Here is a 24,685-nt window from a genome sequence, read left to right as displayed (position 1 = left end):
GGCGGGCCGCCTACTTGTTCGGCTGCGGTGTGGTGCTGGGCTTGATGATCTTCTGGAAGTCCTGGTTGGTCTGGTTCACGCCGTTGACCACGGCGTCGGGCACGACGCCCGGGACGGGTGCGGCCAAATTGCCGATATGGACCTGACGCGGGGTGGGAGAGGGCGTGGGCGTCGGGGTCTTCTTGGGCTGGGAATAGTGCCGGTAGTACGGCGTGGACTCCGAATTGTTCTGCTGCGGCTGGGCGGAATGCAATTCCGCGGACTGATCGCCCGGGGTCGGCGCCGGAACGGCCGTGGTGGGCGCCGGATGGACGGGCGGCGCGGTGACGCCAGGCTGCACCTGCCCGGGCGGATCGGCCACGGCGATGGCCGCGCCCCCGACCAAGGCCAGACCCGCCAGCACGGCGATTCCGGTCCGCACACCGGCCAATACGTTGCGACGTCTATCCGCCACCTCGGACACCACCCTCACGATCTGGAGCCAACGCGGGGCGGTACGCCCCCCGCTGCATCGTAATTGGTGATCAGCCCCCTAGCTATACGGCCGAAAGTCCCCGATACGGTTCCGCGCTACCTACACTTCGCAAATGGATCTGCTGTTCTCGGCGGTCGGCTTCTTCGTGTTCATCGGAATGATCTATGCCGTATGGATGGCATTCGTGGAGCTACGCGGTCGCAGGTAGCCTCACGTCGACTTATCGGTTATTTCGCTGTGCCGCAGCAACATTCACCTGCCTCCGACGCGATGGCGCAGTAGTGCCTTTGGCCTATTTGTGACGCACCAGTTGAAATGTGTTGCCTCACACCAATTACAGATTTCGGTATGAAAACTTCGTGGAGCACGCAGCCCGGAACGCCGGTGACCGCAGCGCGTCAGTTCCGTTGTTTGCCGCTCGGCGGCTCGCCGCGCATGAGGTCGGCAAGCGCCTCCCGGTCGGTGACATCGAGTTTGATGCACGCCCGGTAGAGATGACCTTCGACGGTGCGCACCGAGACGGTCAGCCGGTCGGCGATCTGGCGATTGGACAGTCCGGCCGCGACCAGATTGGCGATCTCGCGTTCGCGAGAGGTCAGCGGCAGGGGCTGCGCGGACTGGCGCAGGGCGGGGGTTGCCGCACCGCCGCAGGCGGCGGCCAGGCGGTTGGCCGTCGCGGCCGATTCCAGCAGGCGCCGGCGGTCACCGGCCCGCTCGTGCGCCGAGGCGGCCTGCGCGGCGGAGTCGGCCGCGGACAACAGCACGCCGATCTCTTCGAATTCAGCTGCGGCAGTGTCCAATCCGGGACCATCGTGGGAGGCCAGGGCCACCGCGTGCCGCGCCTGGATCTGTACCAGGCGGCCATCGATCCGGGCGGCCAGATCGGCCAGGCGCCCGGCGACGCTGTGATCGCCGAAGCGGGCCGCGGTGTGCAGCGCCGTCGCCTCGACCGCGTGCTGATTGGACCGCGCCGCGGCGTCGGCCGCGCCCAGGGCCAGGCGGATCGCCGGGGTCACCGTGCCCTCGGCGGCGGCGTGCCAGGCCCGCACGATCCCGAGCTGTGGTTCGCCGTAGACCGCGCTGTGCCGTCCGCCGGTCGCGGTGGCCTCGGCGATCGTCTCGGCGGCCTCGGTCGGGCGCCCGAGCGCCGCATACGCTTCTGCCAGACGCAATCTCGCGGGGAACATCCAGGCGAACGCGCCCTCGGAGGTCAGTGCGGCCAGGGCCTGCTCGAGGTTCTCGATGCCTTCCAGGAAGCGGCCCTGAGCCACGTCCACGGTGCCCTGCAGGCCCTTCGAGAACCCCCACGCCAGATACTGCCCCGGTGCGGCGTAACCGAAATACGCTGTGGCGCAACGACGTGCGGCATCCATATCGCCGGTGAGGGTGAGCGCCAGCACCTCGGCGTGTGTGGGCACGAACCGGTTGAGCCCGTCGATCTCGGCCTCCACCTGATGTCCGCGCGCGGTGTATTCGCGCGCGGCCTCCGCGCGGCCCATCAGCGCCAGCGCCAGGCCGCCGCCGAATGCGGCCCACCACACCGCCCACGGCGGCGATTCCGGATTCGACATCACCTGTTCGGCGTCGAGAAAGGCGTCTTCCAAGCGGTTTTCGTACACCGCGCACGCGGAGGCCAAGCCCTGCAACGTCAATCGAATCTTGGGGTGGCGGACCTTATCGCGGATCAGCGCCAGCACCTCGTCGGCGCGATCGGCATCGCCCATGACCCACAGCAGATTCGCCACCCGGGTGGTGCCCCAGCGGGCCAGCTGCACCTCGTTGAGCTGATCGGGATCGAAGCTGGCCAGCGTGCGCTCGGCCTCGATCCGATGGCCCTGCCACAGCAACGCGCGCGCGAGCAGATCCGCGGCCTCCACCCCGCCGCTGCGCTCGACCGCGGCCCGGGCGAAGCGCTCGCCCAGCGGGATGTTGGCCAGTCCGATGGCGTCCTCGGACGCGGCCTCGAACAGTTCCAGATCGGCGGATTTATCGCTGTCCAAGGCCAATTCGGCCAGCCGGATGCGGTCGGCGGCGGTCTTCGTCCGTCGCTGCTTCAGCGACGAATACAACTGACCGCGCAACCGCCGCGCCGAGGCGATGCCCAGGCGCCGGCGGATCACCTCGCCGAACAGCGGATGGGTGAACCGCACCAGAAGTTGATGAGCGTTCTCGACAATACGGATGACGCCGCGCGCCTCGGCCGCCTCGACCGCGTCCTCGCCGGCCAGTTCGGCCATCACGTCCAGATCGATCGGCTCGCAGAAGGTCAGCAGTTCCAGCACCCGCAGCACGGCGTCGGGCAGCTGTTCGACCCGGTCCTCCAGCAGCGCGGCCAATTCCGAGGTGACCGCCGCCCGCCCGCGCAGCTGCCAGACGCCGTTGACCTGCCGCAGCGTGCTCGCCTCCAGGGCGCCCTCGACCAGATGCCGCAGGAACAGGGCATTGCCGCCGGAGGACTCCCACATCAGATTCGCGGTGAAACCCTCCAATTGCCCACCGAGCATCGACTCGACGAGTTCGACGCTCTGCCGCTGGCTGAAGGGGGACAGGTCGATCCGCAGCAGGTGCCCGTCTTTCCACAGCGAGGTCACCGCGTCGGGCACCGCGGTGCCGCTGCGTACGGTGCACACGATGCGCGCGGCCTTGTCGGTCGCCAGCTGTAACAGCAGGGTGGCCGACAGCTGGTCGAGCTGATGGGCGTCGTCGACGCCGATGATGGTGTGGTCGTCGGCCAGCAGCGCCTCGCGCGCCGCGGCCATGAACGTCACCGGATCGTGCGCGGTGTAAACGCCCACCATATGGGCGAATACGCCCAGCGGGATGCTGCGCGCGGACTCGGTTCCGGCGACCCATCGAATATTTCCCCCGACCGAGGTCACGGCCTCCCGCGCGAGGGTGGTCTTGCCGACCCCCGCGTCGCCGGTGAGCACCACCCCGACGAATTCGGTGCCGGTGAGGGCAGCATGCAGCGATGCCAGTTCGCCGCCGCGCTCGATCATCGGCCAGTTCCGCGCCATGGAACTTACTTTAGTGCCTCATGATTCCGGAGGCGCCGGGCGAACCCCGAACGGCCGCAAGTGGATCGAGAATTGATAGTGGCGCGCTATCGCCGCAGGCATGTACGGTGGCGGGCGTCTCCTCCTCCGAACGTGGGCGGCCAGTCCGACCGCCCTCGTCAGGGAGAGGAGGTGAATGGGAGATGTTTGGTAAACACCGGAAAGCTGAGCCAGCGAACCGTACAGCCTGGTTCGCAGCCGGAGCTGTTGCGGCCGCCGGGCTCATCTACATCATGGTCCGATTGAGTCGGATCTAGGTGACCCATTCGGGCGGGGCGTCGTACCAGGGCGCTCCGCCCCCTCAACCATCACCGAGGTGATGCCGAAAAGTATACCTTGCAATGCAATGCGATGAATCAATTCATTGCATCGCACTCCGTCGATGCACCGATATGCGCTGGTCGGATCACTGCGGTAGACACCTCCTACCTTCTACTACTCCGAAGGCTCGGCTGAGGATGAAACGGTCAGTCCGTCCACACTTGCTCGAACGCCGTCCCCTCCGACGGCGGAGGCGTCGGGACCCCGCCCGGCGTCCGGGAGAACCGCGGTGCGGGTGCGTGCTGGACGATCCCGTCGATGTCGATCAGCCCGGTGCGCGCGACGATATGCGGATTGCTCTGCGCCTCGGTCATGGTCAGCACGGGGGTGCAGCAGGCATCGGTGCCGTCGAAGACCGCGGTCCATTCCTCGCGGGTGCGGGTCTTGAACTTCTCGGCGAACAGCTTGCGCAACTGGTCCTGCCCGTTCGGGTCGAGCTGCTGCGGCAGGCCTTCGGGATCGACCTCGATGCCCTTCAGGAATTCGGCGTAGAACTGCGGCTCGATGCAGCCGACCGCCATGTACTTGCCGTCGGCCGTCTCGTACGTGTCGTAGAAGGCCATGCCGGTGTCGAGCAGATTGGTGCCGCGCTCGTCGGTCCACAGGCCGACGCCCTTCATGCCCCAGATCATGTGCGAGAGCGCCAGCGCGCCGTCGATCATGGCGGAGTCGATGACCTGGCCCTTACCCGAGCTCTGGCGCTCGACCAGCGCGGCCAGCACGCCGAATACCAGGAACATCGACCCGCCGCCGAAGTCGCCGACCATATTCAGCGGCGGGACAGGCCGTTCGCCCTTGCGGCCGATGGCATGCAGCACGCCGGTCAGCGAGATGTAGTTGATGTCGTGCCCGGCGCGATCGGCGAGCGGGCCGAACTGGCCCCAGCCGGTCATCCGGCCGTAGACCAATCGGGGATTACGCTCGAGCGCCGCCTCCGGGCCCAGGCCCATGCGCTCGGTGACGCCCGGACGGAATCCCTCCAGCAGCACGTCGGCCTTATCGATCAGCCCGAGCACCCGCTCGACGTCGGCCGGATCCTTGAGGTTGGCCTCGACGATGGTCCGCCCGCGCCACTGCGCCCGCTCCATGTATCCGGGCAGCATGCCCGGTCGCTGCACCCGTACGACGTCCGCGCCCAGGTCGGCCAGCAGCAGCGCCGCGTGCGGACCGGGGCCGATACCGGCCAGTTCGACAACCCGGATACCCGCGAGGGGGCCCTGCCTGGTGGATGGAGTAGTCACACATACCTCGGTTCGTCGTCTCCGCGCCCGGCGCAGCCTTTGTTGACACCTCGACAATATGGGATGGCGGCGGTTCGAGCGACGGTCAGGGATCGATACGCGGCAGTGGCCTGGTCTCGGGGCCGGTGGGCAGATCCGAACGGTCCAGGCGCAGAGTTGGCGGCTGGATACGCGGTAGCGGCCTGGTCGGTGGGGCGGTGTCGGCAGGTTGCGCCTTGACCGGCAGGCCGTAGAAGGCGCGGGCGTTGTCCTCCAGCACGCGATGCACGTCGGGGCCGATGACCTCGCCGATCAGTTCGACATCGGCGTCGCGGAAGGGCCGCCCGGCGCGGGTGCCCGGCAGATCCGAGCCGAACATCAGCGCCGCCGGGTTGACCGCGTGGACGCGCCGCAGCGCGGCACGCACATTCATCGTCACGCGGCCGAATCCGGACGCCTTCACCTTGGCCCCGCGATCGACCAGGTTGAGCAGGTAGGGCAGGCACTCGTCGGACATGCCCATATGGTCGACGGACAGGGCGGGCAATTTGTTGATCACCGGTTCGAGCGACCCCAGCATCGACCCGTCGATATACAGCTCGACATGCCAGCCCGCCAGTGCGTGCACCCGCAGAGCCAGCATGGTGAGTTCGGCGATGTCGACCGCGGCGCGCTTGAGGTTGAACCGCAAGGCCCGCACCCCGGCCTTGCTCAGGGCGACGATCTCGGCGTCGGAGGTGTCGGGGTGCAGATTGGTGACCCCGACCCAGTCCTCTCCGAGTTCGGCCAGGGCCGCCCGCAAAAACCTTTGATCGGTGCCCTGGAACGACCCGCTGACCACCGCACCACCGCCGATATCGAAGCGCGACATGCGCTTTCGATAATCGACGATGGTGTAGGGCGGGGGTAGAAAGCCCTCGTTCTCGACCAGCGGAAACCGCGGGTCGATCAGATGGACATGGGCATCAAACACGGAATCAGCATGCCTCGAGAGTGTGACAAGTGCCGATCCAGGCTGGTCAGACGGTATTCACTGCCACTGTGACCGTGTCGACCGCCCGGCGGCTCCGCGCACTCAGACCTTGCCCGGCTCGCTCGCGCGGAGCATATCCTCGCGCTCGACCACCTTGACGCGTTCGCGGCCCTGCGGCTCGCCCAGGGAACGCTCGTGCGCGTCGAGGCGGTACCAACCGGCCCAGGTGGTGAACGGAATTCCCTTGTCCTCCAACCATTTCGTGACCGCGTCGGGCTCGGGCTCGGCGGCGGGGGTGAAGTTCGGGGCGTCGTCCAGCAGGCAGGCGATGGTCTCGTTGGCGTCGCCCTTGGTGTGGCCGATCAGGCCGACCGGGCCGCGCTTGATCCAGCCCGTCACGTAGGTGGCGGGCAGGTAGCGCTGGGCGGGGTCCTCGGCAGTGTCATCGCTCAGCACGCGCCCGGCCTCGTTCGGGACCGTTCCGGCCTGATCATCGAACGGCAACTGCGGGATGTTCTGCGAGAGGTACCCGACCGCGCGGTAGATCGCCTGCACATCCCAGTCCCGGAATTCGCCGGTGCCCTTGACGTTGCCGGTGCCGTCGAGCTGGGTGCGCTCGGTGCGCAGGCCCGCCACCTTGCCGTCCTGGCCTGCCACCTCGGCGGGTGACTCGAAGAAGTGCAGGAACAGCTTGTGCGGGCGGTCGCCGACATCGCGGATCGCCCACTGCTCGATCGTGTTGCAGACCATGTCGACCTGCTTGGAGTGGCGGCGCGCGGCCTCGGAGCCCTCGTCGTAGTCGATGTCCTCGGGATCGACGATGACCTCGATATTGGGCGAGTGATCCAGTTCGCGCAGCTCCAGCGGGGTGAACTTGGCCTGGGCCGGGCCGCGGCGGCCGAATACGTGCACCTCGAGCGCCTTGTTGGCCTTCAGGCCCTCGTACACGTTCGGCGGGATCTCGGTCGGCAGCAGCTCGTCACCGGTCTTGGCCAGCACGCGGGCCACGTCCAGTGCGACGTTGCCCACGCCCAGGACCGCGACCTTCTCCGCATCCAGCGGCCAGTTGCGCGGCACGTCGGGGTGGCCGTCGTACCAGGAGACGAAGTCGGCGGCGCCGTAGCTGCCGTCCAGGTCGATGCCCGGCACGGTCAGGGCGCGGTCGGCGTTCGCGCCGGTGGAGAAGATCACCGCGTCATAGAAGCGCTGTAGTTCGGCCAGGTTGATGTCGGCGCCGTAGTCGATATTGCCGAGCAGTCGCACCTGCGGTTTGTCCAGGACCTTGTGCAGCGCGGTGATGATGCCCTTGATGCGCGGGTGGTCCGGCGCCACGCCGTAGCGGATCAGGCCGAACGGCGCGGGCATGCGCTCGTACAGGTCGATGCTCACGTCCACATCGGACTTCATCAAGGCGTCGGCGGCGTAGATCCCGGCCGGGCCGGCACCCACGATCGCGATACGAAGTGGCCGATTCGCCGCACTTGTTTCGGTCATTCCTATGCGCACCCTTTGGTCGAAAACTCTGTCGTCATGGTCTCAGCCGTCGTTCTTAGCTTAGGCTAAGTTGACGTAGGTCCGGGTCACACCCGTCGGTCTTTCATACCGGTCGATGCCGCAGCGTTGCCGCTCGGGGGAAACCGGTCGTTCCGGTCTCGGCCGGGTTCCGTCGATTCTATCGGTGTCGGCTATGGCCGCTATTCCCCGGTCTCGGGCGGGGAATCGGAGTTCGCCCGGGAGCAGCCGGGCCTACCAGGGGAGATCGGCGGATGAGAGAAGAATCTCACAGATTTCAATCCTCCTCGCGATGGCCTGGAGGAGCGGAAAGCGGGTCGATTGCGCCCGGGATGCGACGCGCCGAGCCCGGATCTCATACGTTTGACAGGTGGCCCCCGGGCCAGGCAATCTCGATCCAGGTCATGAGTATCAGTGGTAAGCCCCGGCTCGCTGGTCGGCAACCCTCCTCCGCGGTGGGGTGCTCCGGGTGACGACCTGGCACGCGCCCGCCCGGGCGCGGCAAGCGTGGATTCGCGAGGAGGTTTGGCACGTGAGTTATGCAGGAGACGTCACTCCGCAGCAGGCGTGGGATATGTTGCGCGACAATCCCGATGCGGTTCTGGTGGATGTGCGCACCGAGGCCGAATGGCGGTTCGTCGGTGTACCCGAGACCGCGTCGATCGACCGGCCGACGGCGTTGATCGAATGGGTCGACGGTAGCGGTTCGGCCAACCCGGCATTCGTGGACCAGCTGAAGCAGGCGCTCGCGGGCCGTGCGGCCGACAGTGCCGCGCCGGTGGTCTTCCTGTGCAGGTCCGGGCAGCGTTCCATCGGCGCGGCGACCGCCGCTACGGCCGCCGGATACGCACCTTCGTACAACGTGCTCGAGGGCTTCGAAGGGCCGCTCGACCCGAACGGGCATCGCGGGAGCGCCGGCTGGCGTGCTCTGGGACTGCCGTGGAGGCAGTCATGATCGCAGGCGGTGCGTTCGACAAGCCGCTGCCCGAGGGCGTCGGCCCGGCCACCCAGGCCGTGCGAGGCGGTCTGCGGCGCTCGGGATTCGAAGAGAACGCCGAGGCGCTGTACCTGACCTCCGGATTCGTCTACGAGAGCGCCGAAGCGGCCGAGGCCGCGTTCACCGGCGACGTCGAGCACTTCGTGTACTCGCGCTACGGCAATCCCACGGTCGCCATGTTCGAGGAGCGGATGCGGCTGATCGAGGGCGCCGAGGCGTGCTTCGCCACCGCCAGCGGTATGTCCGCGGTGTTCACCGCCCTGGCCGCGCTGCTGGGCAATGGCGATCGCCTGGTCGCCGCGCGCAGCCTGTTCGGCTCGTGCTTCGTGGTGTGCAACGAGATCCTGCCGCGCTGGGGCGTGGAGACCGTCTTCGTCGACGGTGAGGACAACGCGCAGTGGGAGGCGGCCCTGTCCGAGCCCACCCAGGCGGTGTTCTTCGAGAGCCCCTCCAATCCGATGCAGGCATTGGTGGACGTGCGCCGGGTATCCGAGCTGGCCCATGCGGCCGGTGCAAAGGTGGTGCTGGACAACGTCTTCGCCACCCCGCTGCTCCAGCGCAGCCTGGATCTCGGCGCGGACGTCGTCGTCTATTCGGGCACCAAGCACATCGACGGCCAGGGCCGAGTCCTGGGCGGCGCGATCCTGGGCCCGCGGGACTACATCGACGGCCCGGTGAAGCATCTGATGCGCCACACCGGTCCGGCCCTGAGCCCGTTCAACGCATGGACCCTGCTCAAGGGCCTGGAGACCATGCCCCTGCGGGTCCGTCACTCGGTCCAGTCGGCCCTGAAGATCGCCGAGTTCCTGGAACAGCATCCGTCGGTGGGCTGGGTGAAGTACCCGTTCCTGCCGTCACATCCGCAGCACGAACTGGCTCGTCAGCAGATGGCGGGCGGCGGCACGGTCGTCACCTTCGAACTGTCGGCCCCCGAGTCCGAGGGCAAGAAGCGCGCCTTCGAGGTCCTCAACCGCCTGCGCATCGTCGATATCTCCAACAACCTGGGCGACGCCAAAACCCTGATCACCCACCCCGCCACCACCACCCACCGCGCAATGGGCCCGGAAGGCCGTGCGGCCGTAGGCATCACCGACGGCGTCCTGCGCATCTCCATCGGCCTGGAAGACGTCCAAGACCTCCTGAACGACCTGGACCAAGCCCTCGCCTGAACGGTCCGAGCGCACAATCCCGTCACCTCGAGGTGACGGGATTGTTTGTCCGGCTACTGCCCGAACGGATCGTCCGTGTGGCCTACCAGGTCCGCGACCGAGTTGATGATTTTCGTTGGGCGGTAAGGGTATTGCTCCACCGAGTCGCGGGTGGAGATGCCGGAGGTGACCAGCAGGGTGCGCATGCCCGCTTCCAGGCCGGAGATGACGTCGGTGTCCATGCGGTCGCCGATCATGACCGTGGATTGGGAGTGCGCGTCGATGCGGCGCAGGGCCGAACGCATCATCAGGGGGTTCGGTTTGCCGACGTAGTACGGGTCGCGGCCGGTGGCGCGGGTGATCAGCGCCGCGACCGAGCCGGTGGCGGGCAGCAGGCCCTCGCGGGAGGGGCCGGTGGCGTCCGGGTTGGTGGCGATGAAGCGGGCGCCCCGGTCGACCAGGCGGATGGCGGTGGTGATCGCCTCGAAGGAATAGGTGCGGGTCTCGCCCAGGACGACGTAGTCGGGCTCGCTGTCGGTCAGGACGTAGCCGACCTCGTGCAGGGCGGTGGTGAGGCCCGACTCGCCGACCACGTAGGCGGTGCCCCCGGGGCGCTGATCGTTCAGGAACGTCGCGGTCGCCAGGGCGGAGGTCCAGATCGCCTCCTCGGGGATCTCGACACCGCTGTGCCGCAGGCGGGCCTGGAGGTCGCGCGGGGTGCGGATGGAGTTGTTGGTCAGCACCAGGAACGGGATGCCGTTGTTCTGGAGCTCCTGGAGGAACTTGTCGGCGCCGGGGATCAGGTGGTCCTCGTGCACCAGCACCCCGTCCATATCGGTCAGGTAGGACAGGATCGGCTCGTCATCGGTCACCAGGCAATTGTGAGCTATTGATCTTTCCCTTGGGGACGACTTCCGAAGTTGCGACCATTCACACGCCCCGAAGCCGCTGACTATGGTCGGGGAAGGGTCGACGGTACGGCCTGTGGAATGCGGTGCGGATTCCCCGTGCTGTACTCGATCGACGGAAACACATCCGTAGACGGCGAACAGGAGTGGCGCAGTGGCTGATCTCAAGTTGGGATACAAGGCGTCGGCGGAACAGTTCGGTCCACGGGAGCTCGTGGAGCTCGCGGTCGCGGCCGAGGAACACGGACTCGACAGCGCATCGGTGAGCGATCATTTCCAGCCGTGGCGGCACGAGGGCGGACACGCCCCGTTCTCGCTGGCCTGGATGACGGCGGTCGGCGAGCGCACCGAGCGCATCCAGCTGGGCACCTCGGTGCTGACCCCCACCTTCCGATACAACCCCGCGGTGATCGCGCAGGCCTTCGCCACCATGGGCTGCCTGTACCCGAACCGCATCATGCTGGGTGTGGGCTCCGGTGAGGCGCTCAACGAGATCGCGACCGGTTACAAGGGCGAATGGCCGGAATTCAAGGAGCGTTTCGCGCGGCTGCGCGAGTCGGTCGACCTGATGCGGGCGCTGTGGACCGGCGACCGGGTCACCTTCGAGGGCGAGTACTACCACACCGTGGGCGCCTCGATCTACGACGTGCCCAAGGGCGGCATCCCGATCTACGTCGCCGCGGGCGGCCCGCTGGTGGCCCGCTACGCCGGACGCGCCGGCGACGGCTTCATCTGCACCTCGGGCAAGGGTATGGACCTGTACACCGAGAAGCTGATGCCCGCGGTGCGCGAGGGCGCGGACAAGGCGGGACGCAAGGTCGACGACATCGACCGGATGATCGAGATCAAGATCTCCTATGACACCGATCCCGAACTGGCGCTGAGCAATACGCGCTTCTGGGCCCCGCTGTCGCTGACCGCCGAGCAGAAGCACGACATCACCGACCCGATCGAGATGGAGGCCGCCGCCGACGCCCTGCCGATCGAGCAGGTCGCCAAGCGGTGGATCGTGGCCAGCGATCCCGACCAGGCCGTCGAGCAGATCAAGCAGTACGTCGACGCGGGCCTGAACCACCTGGTGTTCCACGCCCCCGGCCACGACCAGCGCCGCTTCCTGGACCAGTTCCAGCGCGACCTGGCCCCCCGGCTGCGCGCGCTGTAGCGGACAACCACACCGCACGCCCGCCGGATCCACGGATTCGGCGGGCGTTGTCAGTCGCGGGTCAGGGTGAATATGCGCAGGTCCCGGGTGGTGCGAGTGCGGTAGGCCGCATACGCCTCGCTGATCTCGACGAACCGCCCGAAGATCCGCGCCTTGCTCTCGGGATCGGCGAGGACCTCGGCCCGCACCGGGATTCGCTCGCCCGTGATGGTGACGATCGCCTGGGGATCCGCGAGCAGATTGGCGGTCCAGGCCGGGTGGTGGGACTGCCCGAAATTACTCCCGATCACGTACAGCACATCACCGCCGTGCACGTAGAGCAGCGGGGTCGTGCGCGGCTGACCGGACAGGCGACCCGTGGTGGTCAGCGCGATGATCGGCGCGCCGATCGGGCCGAGTGCGGTGTACCGGCCCGCGGTGCGTTCGAGCACTCTGCGATCCAGCGGGGACAGCACGCGCACGACGAGCGATCCGACCCGGGTGGCGGCGAACCGGCTGGTCAACCGCGAGATCGGATGCGTGCGTGAACCCCACTGCCGATCGGGGAATTGCGTTGCCATAGGGGCAACCTACAGAGCGGCCTTCACCTTGGCGACGAATTCGTAACCGCCGCGCCAATTCGCGTCCCGAGGCGCGAGAATCACCCGCTCGACCCCCGCGTCGGCGTAGGCGTGCAGCAGTTCGGCCGTCTCGGCGAGTTCGCCGGGCGGTGCGGTGACAACCGTGACCAGCGGTCCGGGACGACCGAATTCCTCTGCCAGCGTAGCCAATTCACGAGCGGAGTCCCGGGCCTGGTCCGGTGTGACGCCCATCGCCACCCAGCCGTCGGCGAACTCCGCGGTGCGGCGCATCGCGCGGGTTCCATTGCCCGCCACCAGAATCGGGGGAACCGTCGCGCCGGGTGCGAGCGTCACCACGCCACCGTCGGGCAGGGTCGCCGGACGGCCGCCGATCAGATCGGGCAGCACCCGCAGGGCCTCGTCCGTCAGGCGGCCGCGGTCCGGATACGACCGCTCGGCGGCACGCCACCCGATATCACCGTGCACCGGATTGCCTGTGCCGACGCCTAGTACGAGCCGATCGCCGGAGACGTATTGCAGTCCGGCGACCTGCTTGGCCGCCCACGCCGCGGGCCGCAGTGCGAGCAGCAGCACCCCGTAGCCGATGCGAATGCGTTCGGTGACCGCGGCGGCCGTCGCCAGGGTCACCGTGCTGTCCAGCATCGGTCCGCTGGGGACCAGGTGGTCGGTGGACCAGATCGAATCGAGTCCGAGCTCCTCGGCGAGCCGGGCCGCGGCCCGGATATCGCCGAGGATCGGCATCGCCGGATCGGGCGTCGAGGTGGGGAGGAAGGTCCCGATGTCCAGGGTCATATCGATCCGATCCGCGGTCGGGGGTGGCCGCTCGTGCTGTTCGTACCCCCCTAAGACGTTTGCCGGACGCCGTTCATTCCGGTGGTTCGTTCGCAGCGTTGGTTGTCGGCCCCTCGCGTGGATCCCGGCCACGAGCACGCCGGGATGACAGTGAGCCGCGCGTCGGATTGGTGTGAACTGCACTTCAGATGAGTGTGAAGCCGCACGTGGGGATGAATGTGAACACATCGGGACGAGTGTGAACCGCGCGCTGGGACCACGGTGAACAACTCGCCGGGACAACGGTGAACCAGGGGTGTGGGTCGACTGTGATTTTCCAGTAGTTTGCGGTGTCCAGGGGTGAATCGGACACCGGCGCTCAGTAGGCTCACGACCATGTCCGACTCAGCACCATCCACCGTGTACATCGCCTCGCCCGAGGGGGACACCGGTAAGTCGACAGTGGCGCTCGGGGTGCTGCAGATGCTGTGCGCGAGCACCGCTCGGGTGGGTGTGTTCCGGCCGATCAGCCGCTCGACCGCGCAGCGCGACTACATCCTGGAGTTGCTGCTCGAGCACAGCACCGCCGACGTGGACTACGACCAGGCGGTCGGGGTCGGCTACGAGCAGGTGCACGCCGATCCGGACGCGGCGATCAGCGATATCGTCCTGCGTTTTCACGAGATGGCCAAGCAGTGCGATGCGGTGGTCGTGGTCGGCAGCGACTACACCGACGTCGCCAGCCCCAGCGAACTGCGGTACAACGCCCGGATCGCGGCCAACTTGGGCGCGCCGGTGGTGCTGGTCCTGCGTGGGGCCGAGCGCACGCCCGCGCAGGTCGCCGAGGTGGCCGAGCTGTGCGCGAGTGAGCTGTCGCTCGAGCATGCGCAACTGGTCGCGATCATCGCCAACCGCTGCGATCCCGACGCGCTGGGCGCGGTCGCCGACGCGCTGACGGTGGTCGACGTGCCGTCCTGGGCGCTGCCGGAGGTGCCACTGCTCAACGCGCCCACCATGTCCGAGCTGTGCGAGGCGATCGACGGCGAGATCTATTCCGGCGACCCGGAATTGATGCAGCGCGAGGCGCTGAACGTGATGGTCGGCGGCATGACCGCGGAGCACATCCTGGAGCGCCTGTCCGACGGCGTCGCGGTGATCGTCCCGGGCGACCGTTCCGACGCGCTGCTGGCATTGGTGAATGCCCATGAGGCGGAGGGTTTTCCGTCGCTCGCGGGCATCATCATGAACGGCGGCATGCGACCGCATCCGGCGGTCGAGCGGTTGATCGAGGGGCTGAAGCCGCGGCTGCCGATCCTGTCCACCGAACTGGGCACCTTCGACACCGCCGGCGCGGCGCACACCCGGGGCCGGGTGTCGCTGTCCAGCATCCGCAAGGTCGACACCGCCCTGGCCCTGATGGAACAGCGGGTGGACGCGCGAGAACTTCTGGCGCGCATCGAGGTTCCCATTCCGTCGGTGGTGACGCCGCAGATGTTCGAATATCAGCTGATCGATCGGGCGCGCGGGGCCCGGCGGCGGATCGTGCTGCCCGAGGGCGACGACGACCGCATCCTGCGCGCCGCGGGGCGGGTACTACAGCGCAAGATCGCGGATCTGACCATCCTCGGCGACGAGGCCGCGGTGCGCGGCCGCGCGGCCGAACTCGGGGTCGACATCACCGACGCGCAGGTGCTGGATCCCCGGACCTCCGATCTGCGTGACGGATTCGCGCAGGAGTACACCAAACTTCGGGCGCACAAGGGTATGACGGTGGATCGAGCGCGCGAATACATGAGCGACATCTCGTATTTCGGCACGATGATGGTGTACCGGGGCATCGCGGACGGCATGGTGTCCGGTGCGGCGCACACCACCGCGCACACCATCCGCCCGTCGTTCGAGATCATCAAGACCGAGCCGGGAGTGTCGACGGTGTCGAGCGTATTCCTCATGTGCCTGGCCGATCGCGTGCTGGCCTACGGCGACTGCGCGGTGGTACCCGACCCGACCGCCGAACAGCTCGCCGACATCGCGATCTCCTCCGCGCGCACCGCCGAACAATTCGGCATCGAACCGCGGGTGGCGATGCTGTCGTATTCGACGGGGGAGTCCGGCACCGGTGTCGATGTCGACAAGGTCCGCACCGCGACCAAGCTCGTGGCCGAGCGCGAGCCGAGCCTGCCGGTTGACGGGCCGATCCAGTACGACGCGGCCATCGAGCCGACGGTCGCGAGCGCCAAGCTGCCGAACTCCCAGGTGGCGGGGCGCGCGACGGTTTTCATCTTCCCCGACCTCAACACCGGCAACAATACGTACAAGGCCGTGCAGCGCAGCGCGGGCGCGGTGGCGATCGGTCCGGTGCTGCAGGGGTTGCGCAAGCCGGTGAACGATCTGTCGCGTGGCGCGCTCGTCGCCGACATCGTGAATACGGTAGCGATCACCGCCATTCAGGCACAGGCGATCTCGGCACAGGCATAACGAGCGCAGCGGACACGAACGGGAGGCATGATGCGGGTCCTGGTGATCAACTCCGGATCGTCGTCGATCAAATACCAACTGCTGGACCCGGATACGGGGGCGGTCGCGGCCTCCGGGCAGGTCTCGCGGATCGGCGAACCGGTCGCGCCCGGCACGCCCTCGGTCGAACACGACAGCGACGGTCACACTCTGGAGCACCACGGCGCGATCAAGGATCACGCCGCCGGACTGCGGGTGGTGTTCGACCTGTTCGCTCGCAGCGGGCACGATCTGACCGCCGAGGGCCTGCGGGCCGTCGGTCATCGGGTGGTGCACGGCGGCGAGGTGTTCTACGCACCGACGCTGATCACCGACGCGGTGGTGCGGTCGATCGACGAACTGTCCGCCTTGGCGCCGCTGCACAATCCGGCGAACGTCGTAGGGATCGAGTCCGCGCGCGCCCTGCTGCCCGGCGTCCCGCAGGTCGCGGTATTCGACACCGCTTTCTTCCACGGCCTGCCCGATGCCGCGAAGACCTATGCGATCGATGCGAAAGTCGCTGCCGCACATGGGATACGGCGCTACGGGTTTCACGGTACTTCGCACGAGTACGTCTCCGGACGGGTCGCCGACGTGCTCGGCCGGAAGCCGGAGGAACTGAATCAGATTGTGCTGCACCTGGGTAACGGCGCCTCGGCGTCGGCGATCCGCGCCGGCCGGGCGGTGGACACAAGCATGGGACTCACGCCGCTGGAGGGGCTGGTGATGGGCACCCGTTCGGGCGATATCGATCCCGGCATCATCCCCCACCTGATGCGCACCGCTGGACTGGGCATCGACGCCATAGACGATCTGCTGAACCGGAATTCCGGTATCAAGGGCCTGTCCGGGGTGAACGATTTCCGGGAGTTGCAGGGCCTGATCGACTCGGGTGACACCGCTGCGCGCCTGGCCTACGACGTCTACATCCACCGCTTGCGCCATTATATCGGTGCCTACCTGGTGGAATTGGGCCGAGTCGACGCGATCACCTTCACCGCCGGGGTGGGCGAGAACAGTCCCCAGGTGCGCGCCGACGCGCTCGCGGACCTGTCCGGATTCGGCATCACCGTGGATCCAGATCGCAACACCGCCAAAGACCGTGCGGCACGCCTTATTTCACCTCGCGGTGCGCAGATTCCCGTCCTGGTGGTACCCACCAACGAGGAACTCGCCATCGCCCGGGCCGCCGCCGCACTGGTCGCCTGAACCGCGGCCACTACGACGTCGTTCCGGCACGTTTTGGGCCGAAATGCCTAGAACCAGGACTTCGCACGCAGCGTATTGGCCAGATCCACCAATGCGTAACGATGGCTGCGCTCGGGAGCGATGCGGGCCAGCCCGCGCAGTCCGTGCTCGGCGCCGTTGCGCAGATCGCGTTCGGTGAACGGCGCGCCGAACAGGGTGGCGGCCGGATCCTTCGGGGCATTCCCGGCCTGCAGCCAGGCGAGCGCGGCGCCCAGCACCAGGACGCCCATCTGTGCGGCCCGGTGTTCCCCCGCCGGTATCCGCTCGACGCGGTCCGCGGCGATATGCAGGGTCGACTCGTCCAGTTCGGCCACCGGCGCGGCGGTGAGTAACAGCAGCACCGCGGTCAGGCGGGCCTCGGTGTAGTGCCGTGAGGTCGCCGGGACCTCATCCAGGGCCTGCACCGCCTCGTCGACACGATCGTCCGCGGCGAGTTGGCGGGCCAGGCCGAAAGCGGCGCTGACCACGCCGCGGTCGGTGCGCCAGACGGTGGCGTAGAACTTCTCGGCGTAGGCGCGCCACTGCTGTGGATCCGGCGATTCCCACTGTTGCAGGACGAGTTCCGCGGTCGCGGCGAGGGCCAGTTTGGGGGCGATCTCGCCGGGCAGGGCCTGCAGCACGGCATCGAAGTGGGCGAACGCCTGCTCGTAATCACGTTCCAGCAGCCCGGCCATGCCCAGGTACCAGTCCACCCGCCAGTCGATATCGGCCACCCGGCCCAGTAGTTCGCGGGCCGATGCGGTCTCGCCCAGATCGAGCCGGATGCGCGCCTCGGCGAGAGTGCCTTCCACCTCGAATGTTTCGGGTATTTCGCCGACGCCGCTCCCGGCCCGCTCGCGCGCGGTGCGCACGGCGTCCAGGGCGTGCGCGGGCTCCGGATGCACGGTCCCGGCCAGCAGTATCGCCGACGGGTCGGCCGGGTCGATGAGCGGAACCGGCAGCGCCGCGACCACATCGGCCGGGCGCAGGCTCTTGCCGCGAGCGCGGCCGTCGATGTACGCGTCGGTCTGCGCGATCAGCTCCTCGGTGCCGAAGCTGGTGCGGGGCGGGCTGAAAAGCGTGGACAGCTGTGGATGTTCGGCGCCGGTGTCGGCGGACAGGATCTCGCGCAGCACCCCGGCCAATTGGGTGGCCATGACGCGCGCGGTGGGAAAGCGCCGCGCGGGATCGGTATCGGTGGCCCGGAGTAGCAGCCGGTGGAAGAACTCGTAGCGCTCTAGCACCGGTTCTGTGCTCGCGCCCGGTATTCCATCCAGATATCGGCCCCGCTGCATCGGCATGTTCAGGGTCAGCACCGCGAGGGTGCGGCCCACGGTGAAGATGTCCGAGGCCGCGGTCGGTCCGGTCGTGGCGACCTCGGGGGCCTGGAATCCCCTGGTGCCGTAGAGGTTTCCGAACGAATCGAAGGCCGCCACCGCGCCGAGATCGATCAGCTCGACCCGATCCTCGGTGGCCATGATGTTGTCGGGTTTGAGGTCGTTGTAGGCCAATTCCAGCGAATGCAGATATTCCAGCGCGGGCGCGATCTCCAGCATGTAGGCGATGGCCTCGGTGACGGGCATCCGCGCGGGCGGGGTGTACGTGTCGAGCAGGTCACGCAGCGAGCGCCCGCCGACGTATTCCATGACGATATAGCCGATCGGGATGCCGTCCGCGCCCGGATACTCGACGAAGTTGTGGATCTTGACGATGCTGGGATGGGCCAGTTCGGCCAGGTACCGCCGTTCGGCGACGGCGACCGCCTGCGCCTCGGCGTCACCGCTGTGCAGCAGACCCTTGAGCACCACCCAGCGGTCGCTGACGTTGCGGTCGACGGCCAGATAGATCCAGCCCAGTCCGCCGTGCGCGATGCAGCCCTGAACCTCGTACTGCCCGCTGACCAGATCGCCCGGTCGCAGATGCGGACGGAAATCGTAAGGTGCGCCGCAGGTTCCGCACACACCGGTCGTTGCGGGCCCGTGCGTCGCGGTGGCGCGCCCGACGGGTTTACCGCAGTGCCAGCAGAATCGGCGCCCCTCGCTGACCACCGGGTCGGTCAGCACTGCCGAGCGGGGATCGATCGGCGGCTCGGCCGGCAGCACCACCAGACCGGTGCCCAGTCGGCGCACGGTAGGCCGGGACCGTCCGGTGCGCACGCGCGCGGTGGGCTGGGAGATCGACTCCGGATCCTGTTTGCGCGCAGCGCTTGTGGGAGCAAGGCCGGTCACATCGGGTGTGCCGGCCCGAGTCGGCTCCGAATCTCTTGTGGCGGCCTGGGTTCCGGCGAGATCATCGTGGGTTCGCGTCGTGGTTGTGTCGGGTCGGCTGGTCCGCGTCGTGGCGAGCTGCGTACCGGCGAGATCGGGCATGACGGCCCGCGTCGACTCCGGATCCTGTGATTCGGCCCGTTCCCGAATCGTCGCGCGGCCTTCGCCGGATACGGGAGGGGCCGGCGGATCGGAAGTGGATTCTCCTGGGCCGGAACCGGATTCATCGGGCTGCCGGGGCCTCATCAGCCGTCGTATTCCGGTTGTGGCGGCCCGGACGAGGGACCGAGCACAGGCTGTAGCCAGTGGGTGTACAGCCTGTTCCAGGTGCCGTCGGCGCGAATGCGGGCGAGGGTGCCGTTGACGAACCGCACCATATCGTCCTCGCCCTGGGGAATGCCGACACCGTACGGCTCATCGGTGAGGTCCGGGCCGACCAGTTCGGTGTAGTACGGATCCTGTGCGACCAGACCGGCCAGGATCGCGTTGTCGGTGCTGGCGGCCTCGGCCTGGCGCTGCTGCAGGATCACCAGGCAGTCGGCCCAGGTGGGCGCGGTCAGAATCTCGGCCTTGGGCTGCGCGCGCCGGATGAAGTCCAGCGAGGTGGTGCCCTGGACCATGCACACGCGCTTACCGGCCAGATCCGCCAGGCCGTTGATCCCGGAGTTCTTGGCCGCCAGGATCCGCTGGTGTGCCATGAAATACGGAGCCGAGAACGCGACCTGCCGCTTGCGCTCGCAATTGATGGTCATGGTCTCGATCACCACATCGACGGCATGCTGCTGCAGCGCGCGCTCGCGCTCGGCCTGGCCGAGGATCCGGTACTCGACTCGTTGCGGATCACCGAACAGGTCGCGGGCGATCTCCCCGGCGATGTCGACGTCGAAACCCTGCAGCGTGCCGCTGATCGGGTCGCGGAAGCTGAACAGATTGCTGCCGGGGTCCAGGCCGACCAGCAGGCGTCCCCGGGCGCGGATCGCGTTGATGGCCTGGCCCTGCGTCGTGCCGTTCGGGCTGAGGCTGGCGGTCACATCGCCGCAGTCCTGCTCGGCCGCGGCCGGGGGAATCGGCGAATTCGTCGGCACGAGAGTGGCATTGGCGGGCAGCGGCGGCTGGGTATAGCTGCCCGTGCTCTCGTCTCGCGGTGCGGTGGTGGTCGAGGCGCATGCGGCGGTCAGCAGCGCGGCGGCGGTCAGAACGAATGTGCGACGCGTGATCATCGGTACTCCCGAAGTCGCGGCCACAGACCGATCGCCACGAACAGCGCGGCCAGCACCGCCAGCGTCAACGCGCCGGGGGACAGCACGTCCAATGTGCGTGCGGCATCGGAGACATTGCTGCGCAACGCATTACGTGTCTCGGCGATGCCGTTGGCGAGGGCGCTGTCCAGGGCGGTCATGCTGGCGGTGGCCTCGGTGGGGCCGGGCCCGATCGCGACGATGCCCGCGCCGGGGAAATCGCCGCGCCCCAGCGCGTCGTTCATCCGCTGGTGCGCCTCGCGCCAATGGCCAAGGGCGGTACGGGCGCCGGCCACATCGGCCTGCGCGGGGGCGCCGTGCGGATAGTGGGTGAGCAGATCGGTCAGTTTGGCGGTGGCATCGTTGTAGGTGCGGTCGTAATCGCCGCTGTCGTCGCGGCGCACCATTTTCAGGGTCTCCGCGGCCCGGGCCTGCTGGGTCAGGATGCGGCTCTGGGTCAGCTCCGAGGTTGGGACCGCGCCGTTGTCGCGGCCGTCGGTGGTGGCGATCGCCGAGATCAACCCCCCGGTCACCGTCCAGGCCAGCAGGACCACCAGCGTGGCGGAGGCCAGGAGCAGTCCCGGATTGAGCACCCGATGCCAGCGCCTGGCCAGGTACCACTGCGCGATGACCAGTGCGGCGAGCGCGACGATCGGCAGCGCGATGGCCAGCCACGGCGGGCGAACATGGCGGCGTTGAATATCCGCGATGGCGGCCGTGCGATGCTGCTGCAAGTTCTGCGCCTGCCGAAGCATCGTGGTCTGCATGAGATTCGACGCCTCGCTCAGATACGCGGCGCCGACGGGGTGACCGAGCCGGTTGTTCGTTCGCGCGGTCTGGATCAGTTCGGTGTACACCGGCAGCTTGGTGGCGATGCCGGTGCGCAGCTGGGCGTCGCCGGCGTTGGTGTCGTGGTTGGCCTGGGCCACCAGCTCCGCCGCCGCCTCGCCGATCGCCTGGTTGTAGCCGTCGAGCACCGCTTGGGGCTCCAGGCCGCCGAAGATGAACGCGGTGCCGGCCTGGGCGTCGGCCACGGACAACGAGGTGTACAGGCGCTGTGCGGAATTCGCGTCCGGCTCGGCGTCGTTGAGCAGATAGTCCAGCGCGTGCTGGCGGCTGCTCACCTCCGACGCGGTCACGCCTCCGGCGATCAGGCACAGGATGAGGAGCGCCAGCGCGACGGCGACCAGCCTGGCCGGCGAGGAGCGGGCGAACGAGCGCAGGTCGGTGACGTCGAGTTGCTCGCGGACCGCGGTCGCGGCGGCGTGGGGTGACAGGTCGTCCGGACGTGGCTGCGCGGTACGGGTCATCTCACACCTCCGCTGCATCGCCGACGGGTCCTGTGTCGCTAGAGCTTATTGTGGTCGTAGCGATGCCGCGCGGGCCATCGCCGGAGTTGCTCCGGTATTTTTCGGCGGCGGCTCCCCCGTTCGGGCGCGCGGCGTGCCCGGGCGAGGATGGGACGAGACGGTATGCGCGGTGATGGAGACGGCTTTGTGAACAGCCCTGACGGGACGCGTCAGTGGGGATTGTTCGGGGCTGCCGGACTTTTGCTGCGTGCCCCTCGCAGTGGCGGCGGTGCGGTGGTGCTGATGCAGCATCGCGCGCCGTGGAGCCATCAGGGCGGGACCTGGGCGCTGCCCGGTGGAGCCCGCGACAGCCATGAGACCAGTGCGGTCGCCGCGGTCCGGGAGGCACACGAGGAGGCCGGGATCGACCCGGAGGCGGTGCGGGTGCGTGGCAGCCGGGTCACCGCCACGGCGCCCAGCGGGTGGACCTACACCACCGTGATCGCCGATATCGCCGAACCCGTGGCGACGACGGCGAATCCGGAGAGCGCCGCCCTGGCCTGGGTGCCGGAGGAACAGGTGGACGCCCGTCCGCTGCATCCCGGGTTCGCCGCGGCCTGGCCCCTGTTGCGCGCCGAGGCCGCTCGCCTCGCGCTGGACGGTCTCGGCGACACGACCGATGCGACGCGGATAGCCGAGACATTGCCCCGCACCGTCGATCTCGCCGATCAGGGATTTTTCTGGTTGCACGGCAACGGCTCGTCCGGCCGTGAGGCTCGGATCGCCGGGGCAAGTCCGGGCCTCGGGGATTCGACCGACAACGTGTTGTACATCACTGTCGAGCAACTGTTGTTCTGACAGCGCCCGGCCGGGCCGGTCAGCCCGCGGCGTTCTCCAGCAGCCGGGTCTTCAGGGCCCGGGCGGCGGCCTCCGGGTGGTCGGCCTCGGTGATCGCGCGCACGACGACGATGCGGGTGGCCCCGGCGTCCAGCACCTGGGCGAGTCTGCCCGAGTCGATGCCGCCGATGGCGAACCAGGTGCGCGACGGATTCACCTCGGCGGTGGTGCGGACCAGATCCAGGCCCGCGGCGCTGCGGCCGGGCTTGGTCGGGGTCGTCCACACCGGTCCGGTGCAGAAGTAGTCGATATGGTCCTCGGTCGCGGCCAGCCGGGCCTGCTCTGGATCGTGTGTGGAGCGGCCGATCACCACCTCGGGACCCAGGATCTGCCGGGCGTACCAGGGCGGCAGATCGTCCTGGCCCAGATGCAGCACGTCGGCGCCGCAGGCCAGCGCGATATCGGCGCGATCGTTCACCGCGACCAGCGCACCGTGGCGCCGGGCGGCGGCCTTCAGTTCGGCCAGGGCGCCCAGTTCCGCCCGGGCCTCGAGCGGCCCGAACTCGGCCTCGCCCCGTGAGCCCTTGTCGCGCAGCTGGATGATGTCGACCCCGCCGGCCAGGGCCGCGTCGGCGAACGCGGCCAGATCACCCTTGTCGCGGCGGGCGTCGGTGCACAGGTAGAGCCGTGCGGCGGCGAGTCGCTCCCGCGGGGTTCGTTCCGGATCGGCCACAGGTCGGTACTGGTGGGAGGGTTGCACGCCCTCGACGGTAGCCGCGCTACGGTTGGTAGGCGAAAACATGTACGGCATCCCCGGCGCGAAGGCGGCCGCGCGGGTGTGCCGCCGATGCCGGTATTCGGCGTACGGATTCCGCTGCGGCGGAACCAGCGAGGTGGAAGGTATGCGAACGCTAGCCGTCGTGGGTGGGGGTGTGATCGGCTCGGCCGTGGCGTGGTGTGCCGCCGAGGCGGGATGGGACGTCACGATCTTCGATCCGGCGCCGGGTTCGGGCGCGTCATGGGTGGCCGGTGGGATGCTGGCGCCGCTGTCGGAGGCCTGGCCCGGTGAGGGGGAGGCGCTGGAATTCGGCGCCGCCTCGCTCGATCGCTGGCCGCGGTTCGCCGCGCGGATCGAGGCGGCGACGGGCATCTCGGTCTTCGTCGCCGCGGAAACCCTGACCGTCGCGCTGGACGCGGCCGACGCGGCGGATCTGCGCACGATCGCCGAGTTCGTCGGTGAGCATGCTCCGCTCACGCATCGGCTGCGCCTGCTGAACCGCGCCGAGGTCCGGGCGGCGGAGTCCGGGCTCGCGCGCACCGTCCGGGCCGGTCTACTGGCATCGACCGAACCGGCTGTGGATAACCGATTGCTGGTCGGTGCGTTGCGGCAGTGTTGTGAACAAGTGGGTGTTCACATGGCGGCCGAGGCTGTGGAAACTGTGGACAATCTGGACTTCGACCGGGTCGTGCTGGCGACGGGCGCGGCCGCGGCGCGGCTGTGGCCCGGGCTGGCGGTGCGACCGGTGAAGGGGGAGATCCTGCGGCTGCGGCACCGCCCCGGCGCACCGCCGCCGCCGCGCCGGGTGATCCGTGCGCGCGTCCATGGGCGTCCGCTCTATCTGGTGCCGCGCGGTGACGGGATCGTGGTCGGCGCGACCCAGTACGAGGCGGGCTTCGATACGGCGGTGACAGTGGCCGGCGTGCGCGATCTGATCGCGGACGCCGAGGCGGTGCTGCCCGCGCTCGGTGAGTACGAACTGGCCGAGGCATCCGCCGGATCACGGCCGGTCACCCCCGACAATCTGCCGCTGATCGGCCGCCTGGACGACCGGGTCGTCGCCGCGACCGGCCACGGCCGCAACGGGATTCTCGGCGTGCCGCTCACCGTGGACGCGGTGCTCGCCCTGCTCGCCGACGAGGTCCTGTCCGAGGCGAAAGCGGCCGATCCCGAACGGTTTTCGACCTATTCACTATCAGGAGGTAGCCGATGATCCCCATCGGAGTGACCGTCAACGGCCAGGATCACGAATTCCCCGACGAACTGACCGTGCGTGAGCTGCTGGCCAGGCTGGGGCTGCCCTGCCGGGGCGTCGCGGTCGCGGTGGACGGCGCGGTGTTCCCCAAGTCCCGCTGGGATTCTCCGGTCGGCCGCGGCTGGGAGATCGAGGTATTGACGGCGGTGCAAGGTGGTTAGCGGCGTCGACAGC

The 24,685-nt window shown here is 68.4% G+C and carries 20 protein-coding genes and 1 riboswitch; of the genes, 8 read left to right on the top strand and 12 right to left on the bottom strand.

All coding sequences use genetic code 11. The features are described 5' to 3' along the window. Positions 1-10: 10 nt before the first annotated feature. The 5 genes from JZ791_RS11820 to JZ791_RS11800 all read right to left on the bottom strand — a co-directional run bounded on the left by JZ791_RS11820 (position 11) and on the right by JZ791_RS11800 (position 7,539). Positions 11-463 carry a hypothetical protein gene (locus JZ791_RS11820; protein WP_216894288.1) on the bottom strand — a complete coding sequence of 151 codons (453 nt, stop codon included), beginning with the start codon at positions 461-463 and terminating at the stop codon, positions 11-13. A 410-nt stretch (positions 464-873) separates the two neighbouring features. Further along, positions 874-3,492 (bottom strand): helix-turn-helix transcriptional regulator, encoded by a 2,619-nt coding sequence (locus tag JZ791_RS11815; RefSeq protein ID WP_216894287.1) that lies wholly within the window; start codon positions 3,490-3,492, stop codon positions 874-876. Positions 3,493-3,998: 506 nt separating this feature from the next. Continuing rightward, positions 3,999-5,093, bottom strand: coding sequence for a CaiB/BaiF CoA transferase family protein (locus JZ791_RS11810; RefSeq protein ID WP_216894286.1), 1,095 nt, complete (start codon positions 5,091-5,093; stop codon positions 3,999-4,001). A gap of 85 nt (positions 5,094-5,178) precedes the next feature. Then, positions 5,179-6,045, bottom strand: a complete 867-nt coding sequence (locus JZ791_RS11805; protein ID WP_216894285.1) for an amidohydrolase family protein — start codon at positions 6,043-6,045, stop codon at positions 5,179-5,181. Between the two features lie 102 nt (positions 6,046-6,147). Continuing rightward, a complete protein-coding gene (locus JZ791_RS11800) occupies positions 6,148-7,539 on the bottom strand; it encodes an FAD-dependent oxidoreductase (RefSeq protein WP_216894284.1) in 1,392 nt (463 codons plus the stop codon). Between the two features lie 418 nt (positions 7,540-7,957). Beyond that, a riboswitch (SAM riboswitch) is annotated at positions 7,958-8,071 on the top strand. 18 nt (positions 8,072-8,089) lie between these two features. On the opposite strand from JZ791_RS11800, the gene JZ791_RS11795 reads away from it, so the two are divergent. Together JZ791_RS11795 and JZ791_RS11790 are read left to right on the top strand one after the other, a co-directional pair. Beyond that, a complete protein-coding gene (locus tag JZ791_RS11795; RefSeq protein ID WP_216894283.1) occupies positions 8,090-8,512 on the top strand; it encodes a rhodanese-like domain-containing protein in 423 nt (140 codons plus the stop codon). After that, the gene (locus tag JZ791_RS11790; protein ID WP_216894282.1) at positions 8,509-9,723 is read left to right on the top strand and encodes an O-succinylhomoserine sulfhydrylase; all 1,215 of its coding nucleotides are present in this window, start codon (positions 8,509-8,511) and stop codon (positions 9,721-9,723) included. Before JZ791_RS11795 ends, JZ791_RS11790 begins: the two co-directional genes overlap by 4 nt. Before the next feature lie 53 nt (positions 9,724-9,776). On the opposite strand, the gene JZ791_RS11785 is transcribed toward JZ791_RS11790, so the two are convergent. Next, entirely contained in the window at positions 9,777-10,535 is a 759-nt protein-coding gene (locus JZ791_RS11785) for an HAD-IIA family hydrolase (RefSeq protein WP_216894325.1), read from the bottom strand. Between the two features lie 229 nt (positions 10,536-10,764). Here JZ791_RS11785 and fgd point away from each other — a divergent pair, with 229 nt between their 5' ends. After that, positions 10,765-11,772 (top strand): glucose-6-phosphate dehydrogenase (coenzyme-F420), encoded by a 1,008-nt coding sequence (fgd, locus tag JZ791_RS11780; RefSeq protein ID WP_216894281.1) that lies wholly within the window; start codon positions 10,765-10,767, stop codon positions 11,770-11,772. Positions 11,773-11,822: 50 nt separating this feature from the next. On the opposite strand, the gene JZ791_RS11775 is transcribed toward fgd, so the two are convergent. Further along, complete coding sequence (locus tag JZ791_RS11775) at positions 11,823-12,332, bottom strand: nitroreductase/quinone reductase family protein (protein WP_216894280.1); 510 nt, start codon at positions 12,330-12,332, stop codon at positions 11,823-11,825. A gap of 9 nt (positions 12,333-12,341) precedes the next feature. After that, complete coding sequence (locus tag JZ791_RS11770) at positions 12,342-13,145, bottom strand: LLM class flavin-dependent oxidoreductase (RefSeq protein ID WP_216894279.1); 804 nt, start codon at positions 13,143-13,145, stop codon at positions 12,342-12,344. Between the two features lie 375 nt (positions 13,146-13,520). Between JZ791_RS11770 and pta the strand changes: the two genes are divergently transcribed. Both pta and JZ791_RS11760 read left to right on the top strand, forming a co-directional pair. Next, positions 13,521-15,602, top strand: coding sequence for a phosphate acetyltransferase (gene pta / locus JZ791_RS11765; protein WP_216894278.1), 2,082 nt, complete (start codon positions 13,521-13,523; stop codon positions 15,600-15,602). Positions 15,603-15,632: 30 nt separating this feature from the next. After that, complete coding sequence (locus JZ791_RS11760) at positions 15,633-16,829, top strand: acetate kinase (protein ID WP_216894277.1); 1,197 nt, start codon at positions 15,633-15,635, stop codon at positions 16,827-16,829. A 47-nt stretch (positions 16,830-16,876) separates the two neighbouring features. Here JZ791_RS11760 and JZ791_RS11755 read toward each other — a convergent pair whose 3' ends face one another. The 3 genes from JZ791_RS11755 to JZ791_RS11745 all read right to left on the bottom strand — a co-directional run bounded on the left by JZ791_RS11755 (position 16,877) and on the right by JZ791_RS11745 (position 21,662). After that, positions 16,877-19,216 carry a serine/threonine-protein kinase gene (locus JZ791_RS11755; protein WP_254205583.1) on the bottom strand — a complete coding sequence of 780 codons (2,340 nt, stop codon included), beginning with the start codon at positions 19,214-19,216 and terminating at the stop codon, positions 16,877-16,879. A gap of 143 nt (positions 19,217-19,359) precedes the next feature. After that, entirely contained in the window at positions 19,360-20,334 is a 975-nt protein-coding gene (locus JZ791_RS11750) for a glutamate ABC transporter substrate-binding protein (protein ID WP_216894275.1), read from the bottom strand. Beyond that, positions 20,331-21,662 (bottom strand): GlnX family signal transduction membrane protein, encoded by a 1,332-nt coding sequence (locus JZ791_RS11745; protein ID WP_216894274.1) that lies wholly within the window; start codon positions 21,660-21,662, stop codon positions 20,331-20,333. The genes JZ791_RS11750 and JZ791_RS11745 overlap by 4 nt, the downstream gene beginning before the upstream one ends. A gap of 162 nt (positions 21,663-21,824) precedes the next feature. Between JZ791_RS11745 and JZ791_RS11740 the strand changes: the two genes are divergently transcribed. Continuing rightward, positions 21,825-22,499, top strand: coding sequence for an NUDIX hydrolase (locus JZ791_RS11740; protein WP_216894273.1), 675 nt, complete (start codon positions 21,825-21,827; stop codon positions 22,497-22,499). Between the two features lie 19 nt (positions 22,500-22,518). Here JZ791_RS11740 and thiE read toward each other — a convergent pair whose 3' ends face one another. Further along, on the bottom strand, positions 22,519-23,238 hold the full coding sequence (gene thiE, locus JZ791_RS11735) for a thiamine phosphate synthase (RefSeq protein WP_438804507.1): 720 nt from the start codon (positions 23,236-23,238) through the stop codon (positions 22,519-22,521). A gap of 142 nt (positions 23,239-23,380) precedes the next feature. On the opposite strand from thiE, the gene thiO reads away from it, so the two are divergent. Next, a complete protein-coding gene (gene thiO / locus JZ791_RS11730; RefSeq protein ID WP_216894271.1) occupies positions 23,381-24,469 on the top strand; it encodes a glycine oxidase ThiO in 1,089 nt (362 codons plus the stop codon). Beyond that, positions 24,466-24,672: a sulfur carrier protein ThiS gene (gene thiS, locus JZ791_RS11725; RefSeq protein WP_216894270.1), complete on the top strand. Its 207-nt coding sequence runs from the start codon at positions 24,466-24,468 to the stop codon at positions 24,670-24,672. The genes thiO and thiS overlap by 4 nt, the downstream gene beginning before the upstream one ends. Positions 24,673-24,685 lie beyond the last annotated feature (13 nt).

Source organism: Nocardia alni, from assembly GCF_019038435.1.
GTDB lineage: Bacteria > Actinomycetota > Actinomycetes > Mycobacteriales > Mycobacteriaceae > Nocardia > Nocardia alni.
The sequence above is the reverse complement of the archived record's forward strand: the minus strand, read 5'-3'. Positions and strand labels throughout refer to the sequence as shown.

Coding starts and splice junctions, on each gene's coding strand:
- JZ791_RS11790 (WP_216894282.1), top strand. CDS start 8,509: ATGATCGCAGGCGGTGCGTTCGACAAGCCGCTGCCCGAGGGCGTCGGC.
- JZ791_RS11755 (WP_254205583.1), bottom strand. CDS start 19,216: ATGCCCGATCTCGCCGGTACGCAGCTCGCCACGACGCGGACCAGCCGA.
- JZ791_RS11815 (WP_216894287.1), bottom strand. CDS start 3,492: ATGGCGCGGAACTGGCCGATGATCGAGCGCGGCGGCGAACTGGCATCG.
- JZ791_RS11760 (WP_216894277.1), top strand. CDS start 15,633: ATGCGGGTCCTGGTGATCAACTCCGGATCGTCGTCGATCAAATACCAA.
- JZ791_RS11775 (WP_216894280.1), bottom strand. CDS start 12,332: ATGGCAACGCAATTCCCCGATCGGCAGTGGGGTTCACGCACGCATCCG.
- JZ791_RS11750 (WP_216894275.1), bottom strand. CDS start 20,334: ATGATCACGCGTCGCACATTCGTTCTGACCGCCGCCGCGCTGCTGACC.
- JZ791_RS11740 (WP_216894273.1), top strand. CDS start 21,825: ATGCGCGGTGATGGAGACGGCTTTGTGAACAGCCCTGACGGGACGCGT.
- JZ791_RS11785 (WP_216894325.1), bottom strand. CDS start 10,535: ATGGACGGGGTGCTGGTGCACGAGGACCACCTGATCCCCGGCGCCGAC.
- JZ791_RS11745 (WP_216894274.1), bottom strand. CDS start 21,662: ATGACCCGTACCGCGCAGCCACGTCCGGACGACCTGTCACCCCACGCC.
- thiS (WP_216894270.1), top strand. CDS start 24,466: ATGATCCCCATCGGAGTGACCGTCAACGGCCAGGATCACGAATTCCCC.
- JZ791_RS11800 (WP_216894284.1), bottom strand. CDS start 7,539: ATGACCGAAACAAGTGCGGCGAATCGGCCACTTCGTATCGCGATCGTG.
- JZ791_RS11770 (WP_216894279.1), bottom strand. CDS start 13,145: ATGACCCTGGACATCGGGACCTTCCTCCCCACCTCGACGCCCGATCCG.
- pta (WP_216894278.1), top strand. CDS start 13,521: ATGTCCGACTCAGCACCATCCACCGTGTACATCGCCTCGCCCGAGGGG.
- thiO (WP_216894271.1), top strand. CDS start 23,381: ATGCGAACGCTAGCCGTCGTGGGTGGGGGTGTGATCGGCTCGGCCGTG.